Below are 12,264 nucleotides of genomic sequence, written 5' to 3'. Positions count from 1 at the left end.
TGGTGAAAATCCATACCGTGTGCCCGTACCACGGATGCCAACGATACAGAACTTCCCTTGACTCGCTGATATGGGCGTTGTGTTGCCGGCTTGTATAATTCGCGCCGACCACACTCGACGCTCGACTACGTCAGCCCCATGACGTTCGAGAAAAACTGGTTCGCCGCCCAAGAGGGGCGAGCCGCGCAAATCTCTCAGCTATGGGATTCGCCAAACAGGGGCAAGGTCATGATTCAATCAGCCACTGCCCGGCCGGCAGTCATGTTTGCCAGGTCTGAGCGCCCTCAATCCGTCTTCTCGCGAACGCTTCGTCTTCATGCCCGCATAAGGCATCCCGCACTATTTGGTGCACTCATCAGTACGATGATCAATCTCAGCATTCTGCTAGGTTTGCTTTGTCGCCAACTCACCGAATATCTCCGTCCACGCCTCTTCCGCAACCTGTTTAGCGCATCGTTCATACTCCTGAACACGCTCGATGTTTTTCGCCAATCTTGCATGACAAAAATGAAAATACTCGGGAATATCGGGCTTGAACCGCCTGATATCTAAGCGACAGCTCATGTCGATGACAGATAGGGGATGTACCAAGGAAATCCCCAGTCCCGCCGAGACGAATTCACACAGGGTGGGCGTAGTTTCGCTTTCTAACACGACGTTGAGGTCGACGCCGTAGGAACGGATAGCGTCATTGAAAGCACTAGTCGTCCGGTTATCTGCCGCATATCCGATAAAAGGGATTCCCTCAATATGCTCGGGGGTGATAAATTCAAGTTGGCTTAGCGGGTGTCCTTTTGGCATGATGCAAACTAACGGGCTCTCCATGATAGGCGTCACCACCGAATTTGGGCTGCTCATCAAGCTCGTTGTGAATCCAACGTCCATCTGACGCGTGGCGACGCGATCCGACACAATGTTGGACGCTCGCATATGGATCGTCGGACGAACGTCTGGACACCGAGAGAGGAACATCATCGTCGCCCGCCTGATGAATGATCCGGATAATTCCGGAAGCACTCCGATAGCAAAGTGACTCATGTCCTTTCGCCGGATGATTGCGATCGCCTCTTCAATTTGTCTTAGACCCGCAAATACTCGATCGACTTCACCGTACAAGCGCATGCCTTGTGCCGTCGCAGTTAGTCGGCCTTTAACTCGTTCGAACAGTAGAAGACCTGTCTCCTCCTCAAGGTGGACTAGCAGTTTGCTCACGGCAGGTTGGGTCACGTGAAGAACCTCGGCCGCTCGACTCACCGTGCCTTGCTCGATGAGAGCTTTAAATGCCTCTATCTGCCGTAGTTGAATTTGTCTTTTCATATGCCGGCTGCTTTTTCTAATGTCATTCCTAGACTAGGAAAATGCTGATTAACGTGCGGCCCGTTCGGCATGCAGAAGAACAGGCGTCGAAATTTCCGGATAACGAATCGAATCGGCGCTCATTTCGGTAAATTTGGCTCGTAAACGAGCCTCTTGGTTTCCTCGCGCTTGTCTACGCCGATGTAGCCCGCGTCGCCGATCTGTCCTTTTGAAGCTGTGAAGAACGCTTGTTCTGACGGTCGCAGCGTTTACCCGGCACCGCTGAGCGTCCCTGCTAGCAGTAACTTCCATATGCAACCCATTTTCAGCTCCTTGGATGCCGGGTAGACAATGCAACTCGCTCGCTGTATGCAACGGTAGCCACAGCTTGCGGACGATCCTCAACAAGCGGAGACATTTTGTCATTTCTTACATCGATGACCGATGAGTTTCCGAACTACGCGGGCTACACAAATGCCGTTTTTAAACGAACTGGATCTCCGACAAGCTTTCCGTCAAACCACGCATGTCGCCTCGTCTGGCGTCCGAAATGGCCCCGACCACACTGTTCTGCTGCTCGGGAGTGGCAACGAAACGCGTGGCCTGTCGAAACTTATCCTCGAGTTTATCCCACGGAAGACCGTTATCCTTCGGGAAGGTTACAGGTGAAACAAAGCGCTGATCCCCGCATGTGACCGTGACACGGGCCGGCAGCATGCCGCTTTCCGCATAGATCTTGTCCAGCTCCGGACTTAGCGAAAGCTCCACCTTGTGTGAAAGCGCAGTGACAGAGGGATTGTTTAGGACATCGCCAGTCAGTGGCAACAGAGCCTCGTGACCGTAGTACGCTACCAACGCGAGACAATATGGATGACTATACTGAACATCCATTATATCTCGAGGTTCTTTCCAGTTCGAAATGCGTAAGGCCGGCCCGTATGTTTCGACCTCAATCCTGTCGATATTTCGACCCACTAACCGATGTTCTTTGATCAGCTCGATTAATGCATCAAGCGCACCGTGTAGATGCCTGCAACAGCAATACGGCTTAAAGCCCGTCGTGCGAATGTACTGGTAAGAACCGAGGTCCAGATCGTTCGGAAAATTGTAGTAACGCGTTGCGTCCAAGATATTGCGGGCGCCGTGAAATCCGTTCTGCGCTGATGCAAGCGACTCCAAGCCGGTCACGACAGCCCACGTGATGCCCTCCTTGACATGGTTTGGCTCGGGATGCGGTTTTCGGGGAGCGGGAGCGCTCGCCAACGACTGATTGGGTGCACTTTCCCCTGCAATCGCCAAAGCGTGTTCAATCACCTCGCGGGAGGACCGGCGAAGCGCCGCAGCCGTTGCGACGACCGCATAAGGCGCCCACGTACCACTACTTCCGTAGGCGCGCGCAGCGCTAATCGCTGTACCCACTTCATAACCGATGACAATCGCATTTAATAGCTCTCCCAAGGTGGCTTTCGTCTCTTTGGCAACGGCAATGGCTGTTGGAATGACGGCGGCTCCAGGATGGCCCCGAGATGCCGGCGTGTCATCGTCGAGGTCTAGCGCAGAACCGGCGGCACTGTTTGCCCAAGCAGCTCCAATGACGGAACTGGTCTCTCCCGTGAACCAAATAGGAATGTCGCCAGGAGGTCGCGTTTCGTGAGCCGTCTTTCGGATCGCAAGGGCCCCCGCCTGCCCAATTCCAGCGCCAACAGCACTGAGCAGATCCAAGATACATTTGAGCGCGAATTCCAGCGACTCTTCTGGAGCTCGATTTTCCCGCGCCTCCACGATATAAGCGGAAAATTTTTGGACGATCCCGCCTTGGGGATAACGCTCGTCCTCGATTACATTAGTCGTCATGGTGCCTCGATAACATCAATTGAACATTTCGAACTTGATAGTTGGCTGCAAGTGACACTTTAATGCGCAACACCGCGATGTCCACCCACGATCCCGTTTTGCTGTTGGCCTGCCATAATCGACGCAGCCGGGCACTCTTGAAACATCAAGCCGTCGGCCATGAGAAAAAAGCTGTACACAAGGGCCCAACTACCCTCGTGTACCCGGACGGAGCCGCCCGTAACGGAACAATGTCGGTTCGTGCCGTCAGGCCACTTCTACGTCGTCGAACTGTTGATGCGTTCATGGGCGACGGACACCGTACCGAAGTGCTTAATGCATGGCCGCTGCCGCAGAAGATCCGAACGTGCCGCGATCGCGTCTCTTCGGACTAATCCGCCTTTCGATCATGAATATAACTCTGCTGATAAGAAAGTTCATGCTGAGATATATGCAGCCAGCTATCAGAAATACCTCTAGGGGGCGGTAGCTTTCAGAGATGATTTGCTTAGCCACTCCTGTCACTTCGACTATGGTGATTGTCGACGCAAGTGACGTTGACTTGATCATAATCATAAGTTCACTTCCATAAGCTGGGAGTGCTTGCCGCATTGCAATCGGGAAGACAATTCTGCGGAATAAAAGGACGCTCGACATGCCAATTGACCGCGCCGCTTCAATTTGTCCCCATGGTACTGACTGAACACCACCACGAATGATTTCGCTGGTGTACGCCGCAGTGTTCAGCGACAGAGCTAAAATCGCACAAAACCACGCATCGCGAAATAGCGCCCACAGGCCGAGGTGTTCCAAGACAATTCTAAACTGCCCCGATCCGTAATAAATCAGGAACATTTGCACCAGAAGCGGCGTGGACCGCACTACATATACGTAACCATAACCGAGAGAAGCCAAAAGTCTACTGTGTGAAAGCCGAGCCAATGCAACTGGGACCGCAAGCAGAAAACCAACAAAAAGCGACACGGAAGCCAATGCGACGGTCGCAGGAACCGCCGCAAGAAGCTTGGGAAACGACTCATATATCAGCTGAAAATCCATCACCGACTCCTTACGCCGCGGTTAGCCCACTTCTCTGCTCTCAGAAATCCCTGGTTAGAAATCGAAGAAAGCAAAAGGAAAATCACGAAGGCGACCAGATAAAACGTAAACGGCTCTTTGAAAGATCCAGCTCCGATGGCAGCTGTGCGCATGATTTCAACCAACCCAACAACGGAAATGAGCGAGGTATCCTTTAACGCCAGTTGCCAGACATTCCCCAGACCGGGCAAGGCGAATCTCGCGGCCTGTGGGATAAGAATCCGACGAAGTAGCACTGTCCGCTCCAATCCCATTGCCACTGCCGCTTCAATTTGTCCTGTTGGAATGGCTATGACCGCCGCCCGTATGACCTCTGTCGCATAGGCGCCGGCACTGATGCCGATGCAGAGCACACCGACTGCGAACACGGGCAGTTCTATATAACCTTCGAAGCCGAAGACAGCGTTCGCGACATAGCGGAGCAACGTATCCCCACCAAAGAACACCAGAAAAATTATCAGCAGCTCGGGAATTCCGCGTACGACCGTCGTATAGACGTCAGCTAGAAAACGCAGCAAACTGAAGGGACAGAGTTTTGCCGCGGCAAAAACCGAGCCGAGCAAAATGCCGACGGGAAATGAACACACCGCGACGGCAACGGTCATAAGGGTGCCACGCGCAAATTCATCAACCCACGCTGTGCTTCCCCATGCGAGCACTGAAATATTCACTTTCATTCCCCATCAAATTGAGTTCGGCTATGCATAAACGACCGTATTCACTTACCTATTCCTTCGGCGAATTGTCGAAGCCGAACCACTTGATGGCAAGTCTGCGCAGGCTGCCATCCGAAATTGCTTCCCCGATCGCCTTGTCGAACATCGCACGTAGTTGATCGTCATTTTTGCGAAATCCAACGGCCACTCGGCTGCCGAACGGCCCGTTCGTCATACTAGGGCCAAATGTCCGCAGGTTCTTGCCGTCGGGCTTGTCCATCAACGGCTTGAGGAAATTGAACGAAACCATTCCGGCATCAATTCTCCCCGCCGTCAAGTCGAGCATCATGTCGTCCGTGGTGTCATATGTCGAAACTCTCACGCTCGGCATGAACTTCTTCATGAATGTCTCAAAGTTGCTGCCCACCTGTACCCCAACGGTTTTTCCCTTCAGAGCGGAGGTGATTTTTTTTATCGCTGACTCCTCATCAGCATCAAATTTGTCCAAATTCAGATTTGATGGCGATATTTTGAGAGCGGTTAGATCGCTCGCCGATGTGGTGACGAAAACCATCGGAGTGGTTACGTACGGCCTGGAAAATGAGATAACCTTTTCTCGGGCGGGTGTGATCCCTATTGCAGCCATAATTGAATCGAACCGACCGGACAAGAGAGAGGGAATTAGGCTGTCATAGGCCTGATCGACGATTTCGCAGTGCAATCCCATCCGTCGGCACAAGTCGCTAGCTACATCGATCTCAAAGCCAACCATCTTGCCGCTCTTGTCCTTGAAGGCATACGGAGCATACGAAGCTTCGGTACCAATCGTGATTCTCTTGTACTCCTTGGCCATAACAGGGTCGCTGAGCATCAATGCAGCAGACAGCATTCCAATAAGCAGGCCGATTTTTAGGAACTTCATGAGCATCTCCTGGACTATGTCCTATATTCTTCGTTTTACGATTCTCGGAATTTCAATATCGCGTTTTAAGTCAGTCAAAGTACACGCGAGAGAAATTCACGACATCTCGGCGATGCTGGATTTTTGAAAACCTCTTCTGGCGTCCCTTCTTCCTCAATGCGTCCCCTTTCAAGAAAGATCATCTTGTTGGAGACATCACGAGCAAAACCCATCTCATGAGTCACGACTATCATCGTGCGCCCCTCTTCCGCCAACTTCCTGATGACTTTTAGCACTTCTCCCACTAATTCGGGATCGAGTGCGGAGGTCGGCTCGTCGAAAAGGAGCGCAGCCGGTTGCATCGCGAGCGCACGCGCGATGCTTACTCGTTGCTGCTGCCCACCAGACAACTCGGATGGGTAACACGCGTGCTTGTCCGCAACGCCAACTTTCCCAAGGAAATCCATTGCCCTATCGCGCGCTTCGTTCTTTGGCAGCTTCAGCACATGGACTGGCCCTTCCATCACATTTTGCAGCACGGTCATATGGGACCACAAATTGAAGCCCTGGAAGACCATACCGAGTTGCGTGCGCATCTGGTCAACTTTCTTGCGATCCATCCCGACGACGCGACCGGTTGCGTCGGTGTCCACGCTGATCTCCCGCTGCCCCACCGCGATGCGGCCTTTGGTAGGGACCTCAAGGAGATTCATGCACCGCAAAAACGTACTTTTTCCCGACCCAGAACTGCCAATTAACGAGATCACGTCGCCCCGCTCAGCCTGAAGCGAGACCCCTTTGAGCACTTCGTGAACGCCGTAACTTTTGTATATGCCATCGGCTACGAGAGCCGGTGTTTTATGGCCCACCATGCCGATCGTGGTCCCGCCCGCCTCTGGGGTCATTGACAAGGCGTAACTCGCAGATTGGTACGCCGATCGAAGTGCATTAACCACCTTCATCTCATCTCCTCATGACTGAACATCTCAGGTTTGACATTTACGTCAACCTGAGAAGGATTATCGTTATAGATATTCATTAAACGTTGTACTGCCTTGCGCTTTCGGACCTGCAATGAACGCGATGTAAGCGCCAAGCACACTCGACGGACGAAAAAAAGGCGGCCGCCGGTCGTTCGCTCGATTTACGCCCGTCTCAGCGCCCAGCGATTGCGGATAAGCTCAGAATACGTATGCCCAAATTGGGTGTCAAAGTCGAGTTGAGACACGATGGTATTCCTCCGGGTTATACCTTCCTTGCGTTACATCGGGCACGTTTGCGGGTCGCACGAGCGCATGTTGAGGTTGCGCCCCAGACTTCGGTCGCGTGCCCGTTCTGGATTTGGCACAATTTGCACCGCGTACGCAATCCGAGCATTCTGATGTCAAGGAGACCGCCGCACCCCTTCGAAAATGGCCGTCCCCAGGCGCCAACACATCACAGAACCTTCCGTGATCGAGCCCCTTTTACTCTTCGATCCAATTTAACGATCGCTTGAGGGTCGAAATTGTTCCAAGGTTTTCGTTTGCCTTCGGCCGATCGGCAGGGCGCGCGCAATTTGACTACCAATGTCATAAGCGACCAATGATCTCTTGACGGGCGAGGTAGGCGCTGGCTTGCCTCGGGCTGCAAGCGATGCGGCAATAACGCGGCGATGGGCTGGCCCTCGTGGGCAAGCGCGTGAGGATGTCCTTGAAATTGCGTGCGGGTCTTGCCTATTGAGTTGCGCGAAGCGTAGTAAGCCACCGGCCGATACGCGCGTCTTCGCCGGCGGCAAAGCGCATGAAGCTCGCACGGCTGTAGCCGAGGCGGCATACCAGTTGGCCCCGATATGTCCCTCTAATGTAAATACACCCGGTGCGTAGTCGAGCTTCTCCCGGATGTCCTCGCCGATTCGCACGCATTTCATCACCGAAACGGTGATGAGGCTAACCTCAATCCTTGAAGTTATCCCCCCCAAAAATCATATTATTAGAGCTTCTTAGGCATTGGCACGCGCAATACTATTTGCGTACGAAGTACTCATACAGGCCTTTAACGGCTCCAAGTCGGCTTTTGAGCGCAGTTCTTCAACCGCGGCGAGCAGTTGCTCCTGCTGCGCAACAGTGGCGTGAAACCGCGTCGCCGCAACGTACTTTGCCTTGAGTTCTTCCCAAGAGAGGGAGTCACCGGCTTCGCCGCGTGGCTCGGTAACCTCCGATACATACAGACGTCCCCCGCACACGATTGTGACTCGCGCGAGTGTTCTGGCAGGGAATTGTTTATCAATTTCGGCGTCGACCGTTAGCGAGACCTTGTTGGCGAGTGCGCTTACTCCCTCGTAAGTTAAGCAGTCTATCGTGAGGGGCAAAAGCGACTCTCGTCCCGCGAGGGCGGCGAGGGCCACGCAATAAGGGATGCTGTACTGAACGTCAACAAGGGTAGCTGGGCAGGTCTGATTCGCGATGCGCAGCGCCCCGCCGTACGTCTCGATGTCGATCGCCTCAATCGCCTTCGCGTCGAGTCGATATTGCTCGATCAGCCTCAGGGTGGCTTCCAAGGGCGGGTGAACGTGCCGACAGCAGCAATAGAGCTTGTAGTAGGCATTGCAGATATGCAGAGACTCCCCGAGGGGCGATACGTCGGCAAACCTATAGAGCAGACCGCTGTCAAGTATGTTCCGGGGACCGGTGAACCCGCCTTCTGCGAGATCGAGCGCGAGCATCCCGGTCACTACGGACCATGGTATGCCCTCCTTAATGTCGCTGCTCTCCGGTGTTGGGAAGGAGAGCGGTGGCGCGCTCATGAACAACGAATTGGGCGCGCTTTCGCCTGCGATAGCCAACGCATGCTCGACTACACTACACGAGGCACACCTCAAGGCCGCGGCTGTTGCGACAACTGCGTAGGATGACCACGTACCTGTCGTACCGTATGTTGTACGGGCCGCAGCGATTGATACGCCGACTTCATAACCGATGACGATTGACGCGATCAAATCTTCCAGCCCGGCTCCCATTTCAGCCGCAACCGCAAAGGCCACCGGAATGACCGCCGCGCCCGGGTGCCCGCGCGCGCGTCGATGCCCGTCGTCGAGATCTAGCATCGACGCAGCCGCGCTATTCGCCCACGCAGCACCGACGACCGAACTGCCCGTTCCCGTGAACCACATCGGTATATCGCCCGATCCCAGATATTTACATGCTGTCGCGCGAATTGCGACAGCACCTGGCTCGCTAGCCCCTGCCCCCACCGCGCATAAGAGGTCAAGGATGCGTTTTAGCGCAGATTCCCTGGCAACCCCGGACACCCGCCTACCGCGAGCTTCGACGACATAAGATGCAATACGATGAATCGTGCTTGGCTGCAGAGAAAGCTCGTCATCAGGCGGTGAATTGTTCATGACGTTCCAGAATTATGTGACCGACCAAACGTGCGTAACGCACAAATCTATGTTCAAAATGATTGCACCGCGTGCGACCGCCCAGGGATCCGATGGAAGCCCTTGGTCGTCGCCACGGATACGACGGACGGGTCGTAACGTCTCCAAGGCGACTCGAAGCTTTGTCAATGAGCATGCGAGTACTCGCCGTGAAAAATCGGAATGCCGCTTTTCGCAAGTAACCCGAACCGACCACCTCTGGCAACAGCTACGCCGATCTGCGACGCCCGACCGTCCTTAATAACAATTGTGCGCTGATGCTACTGTCAACCCTCCCGACGCTCACTCGAGTGACGAGACATGTTAGGCGCGTCTCGTCGAAAAATCAAAGTCCGATTTTCAAACGTCAACATTCCAGAAGGTTATAGCGCTGCATTGCTTTCTCCCGAGCATTTAACAAAATGCAGGGTCTATTGGCGAGTACATCGTCTCTGCATAAACGCCAGAAAAAGGCGAGGATATGTGGGTGCACTACGGACGGGATGCCGTTTTTGTCCGGGACCGAAGCCCCTTTCCACGCGCAGCGTACCGAATGATGCACTGATCTCGACGTCCAGCGCGGGAGATCACGAAGCTGCAGACGTTGCTGAAACGATGAAGACAAATGGCGCGGAGCAAAGGTGCGAGGTGAACTGCCTGAGTTGCTCGCTTCCCTAAAGGCAACTCCGCACCCATAACCTCCCAGAATACATCCACGATCAAACCGGACTTTGACACGAGATTTTTGCCTCTCTATTCTGAGCCCCATTGGCTTTGCTTCTCACTGGATAAGACGGAACTTGCCTTTTCTGCCGCAGTTTGATGCAGTCAATAAAAGCCTTTACAACGACAAACGCTTGTCTTGCAACCGATAGTGTTTTCGCACGTAAGATCATCGCATTGAGCACCAAAACCCACCACACTCAATGTAGTTTTGCAGATCGATGCTATCTCATATGCGAAGAACGTCTACGTAACGTTTCGTTTGCCCTCTCCTAAAGACGATGGGTTCGGGCTTGGGCTGAGAAATTTAGTACATAACCGCCCAGGTCGTGCACGGCCAGTGGACTATTCCAAGGTAGAAGGTACATGCAAGTGACAATCGTGGGAGCCGGCGCAATCGCTTTGGGTTATGCGGCGTATCTCATACAGAGTGGACATAAACCGAAAGTTTGGTCTCCATCGGGAGCCCGGACTGCAGACTTCGTTGCTGGACTTCCCCTTCACGTGAAGGGAGCGGTCGAGGGAGAGTTCTACTTAGAAGTCTGCGGGAAAGCGGAAGATGTTGGCGACGCCGATGTCATTATTTTGGCATTGCCGGCCTACGGATACCGATTCGTCCTCGACAGCATCATCCCTCATATCCGCGCACACCATAGCGTAATCATCAGCGCTCATCTTTCATTTGCCGCTCTCTACATTTCCCAGCGCCTTGCGGCGCGGGGGCTCGTCATCCCCATAGCAGCTTGGAGCACCACCGTGCTAACGTGCAAGACTCAGTCTGCGAGAGCTATCACGGTAGGCACGATCCGCGCCAAGGTCGACATGGCCGCATTTCCAACCCGCCACATCCACCGGATTCATACCACTTGCGTTTCACTCTTCGGAGACCGGTTCGCACTGACGGACGACATGCTGACGCTGACGCTCAGCAACATTAATCCGCAAGATCACATGGGTATTGCGCTAGCCAACTTGACCCGTATTGAGAAAGGCGAAAGCTGGAGCCAAAACTCCAATCTGACACCAACAGTCGGGAGGCTCCTTGAGGCTCTAGACCAAGAGAGACTTACCATCGCAGCAGCATTCGGAAAGTCAGTGAGAACAACCTTTGATCATTGCAGGCTGTCTTTTGGCGTGGTTGGTGACTCACTTTCGGCAATATCGGAGCAACTGGTCCGGCAAGGGAGTGATCCGCTCGGCCCGAGAGATATCGCCACACGCTACGTGCTCGAAGACGTGCCGTTCGGGTTGGTACCGACGCTTCGACTCGCCGAACTGGCTGGGGTGAGAGCACCCTTGCACGAGGGCGGCGTGGTAATTCTCGGCGCTTGTTACGGTCGGAACTTTGTGGCGGACAACGACATTCTTCCCGAGATTGGACCGCTTCAAATCGACACCCTCAAGAGGCTTGTGGTCGACGGCTATGCCGTTCCAACCTAGATGTCATTACATCCGGCGCGGCGCTCGATGGGCGTCCGAGTCCGACGCCACCGATGCAATAAAACCACAAGCACTATGCCGCAAATCCAGACTTGGAGTTTATGAGAAACCAAAATGAAGATTAAAACGCTACTGATCGCTCTGTGCGCAACGTCCATTCCATTTGCGGCATTCGCGTACGATGGAAAGGAACTTAAGTTCGGAGTGGACAGCGCTTACCCGCCATTTGAATCGAAAACCCCGAGTGGCGAGCTCGTTGGATTTGACATCGATCTGGGTAATGCAATTTGCGCGAAGCTCAAGGTGAAGTGCGTCTGGGTTGAAAACTCGTTCGACGGCATGATTCCCGCGTTGCAGGCCCGCAAGTTCGATGCGATCAATTCGTCAATGTCGCAGACCGAGAAGCGCGCGAAGGCAATCGATTTCAGCCACAAGATATACGCCAACTTCGAAGCGCTGGTTGTAAGGGGCGGCTCGGCTCTGGTGACAATGCCCGAATCGCCGAACGAAAAGCATATCGGAGTCTTGCAGGGAAGCACACAGGAAGCCTATGCACGGAAGCATTGGACAAATGGAGTTGACATTGTGCCCTACCCTTCGCAAGACCAGGTGTGGAATGACCTCGCGGGTGGGCGGCTCGATGCGGCACTGGTTTCGGGGCCGACGGCTGAGTCGGGATTCCTGAAGACTGCGCAGGGTCGTGATTTCGGTTTCGCGCGAGGTCCGGCCATCCACGACGCCGCTATCTTCGGTCCCGGTGTCAGCATCGGTGTGAGAAAGGGTGACAGAGCCCTGCTCGAAGCAATCAACGGTGCGATCGACAGTCTCCGCAAGGACGGGACGTATGACCGAATTGCAAAGAAGTACTTCACGTTCGACATTTACGGCGGTTAATCGACGTCAACTGCCCAGCAAAA

Annotated in this window: 9 protein-coding genes; 2 read left to right on the top strand and 7 right to left on the bottom strand. The window is 54.0% G+C overall.

Going from position 1 to position 12,264, the window contains the following annotated elements; genetic code table 11:
• Window positions 1–384: 384 nt before the first annotated feature.
• From HDG37_RS29000 to HDG37_RS28970, 7 genes are all read right to left on the bottom strand, one after another.
• Window positions 385–1,317, bottom strand: coding sequence for a LysR substrate-binding domain-containing protein (locus HDG37_RS29000; protein ID WP_184053542.1), 933 nt, complete (start codon window positions 1,315–1,317; stop codon window positions 385–387).
• A gap of 462 nt (window positions 1,318–1,779) precedes the next feature.
• Window positions 1,780–3,150 carry an MmgE/PrpD family protein gene (locus HDG37_RS28995; protein ID WP_184040930.1) on the bottom strand — a complete coding sequence of 457 codons (1,371 nt, stop codon included), beginning with the start codon at window positions 3,148–3,150 and terminating at the stop codon, window positions 1,780–1,782.
• Between the two features lie 312 nt (window positions 3,151–3,462).
• Window positions 3,463–4,188, bottom strand: a complete 726-nt coding sequence (locus tag HDG37_RS28990) for an ABC transporter permease (RefSeq protein WP_090811259.1) — start codon at window positions 4,186–4,188, stop codon at window positions 3,463–3,465.
• Window positions 4,188–4,904, bottom strand: a complete 717-nt coding sequence (locus HDG37_RS28985) for an ABC transporter permease (protein ID WP_221312166.1) — start codon at window positions 4,902–4,904, stop codon at window positions 4,188–4,190. Before HDG37_RS28985 ends, HDG37_RS28990 begins: the two co-directional genes overlap by 1 nt.
• 49 nt (window positions 4,905–4,953) lie before the next feature.
• Window positions 4,954–5,805: a transporter substrate-binding domain-containing protein gene (locus HDG37_RS28980; protein ID WP_184053539.1), complete on the bottom strand. Its 852-nt coding sequence runs from the start codon at window positions 5,803–5,805 to the stop codon at window positions 4,954–4,956.
• A 74-nt stretch (window positions 5,806–5,879) separates the two neighbouring features.
• Complete coding sequence (locus HDG37_RS28975) at window positions 5,880–6,656, bottom strand: ABC transporter ATP-binding protein (protein WP_184040948.1); 777 nt, start codon at window positions 6,654–6,656, stop codon at window positions 5,880–5,882.
• A gap of 1,109 nt (window positions 6,657–7,765) precedes the next feature.
• Window positions 7,766–9,166, bottom strand: coding sequence for an MmgE/PrpD family protein (locus HDG37_RS28970; protein WP_184040938.1), 1,401 nt, complete (start codon window positions 9,164–9,166; stop codon window positions 7,766–7,768).
• Between the two features lie 1,107 nt (window positions 9,167–10,273).
• On the opposite strand from HDG37_RS28970, the gene HDG37_RS28965 reads away from it, so the two are divergent.
• Together HDG37_RS28965 and HDG37_RS28960 are read left to right on the top strand one after the other, a co-directional pair.
• Window positions 10,274–11,347 carry an NAD/NADP octopine/nopaline dehydrogenase family protein gene (locus HDG37_RS28965; protein WP_184053536.1) on the top strand — a complete coding sequence of 358 codons (1,074 nt, stop codon included), beginning with the start codon at window positions 10,274–10,276 and terminating at the stop codon, window positions 11,345–11,347.
• Between the two features lie 114 nt (window positions 11,348–11,461).
• A complete protein-coding gene (locus HDG37_RS28960) occupies window positions 11,462–12,241 on the top strand; it encodes an ABC transporter substrate-binding protein (RefSeq protein ID WP_184053533.1) in 780 nt (259 codons plus the stop codon).
• The last annotated feature ends 23 nt before the right edge of the window (window positions 12,242–12,264 follow it).

This window comes from Paraburkholderia sp. MM5384-R2 (assembly GCF_014201025.1).
Classification (GTDB): domain Bacteria; phylum Pseudomonadota; class Gammaproteobacteria; order Burkholderiales; family Burkholderiaceae; genus Paraburkholderia; species Paraburkholderia tuberum.
Note: the sequence above shows the minus strand (reverse complement) of the source record. Positions and strands in the feature narration are given on the sequence as shown.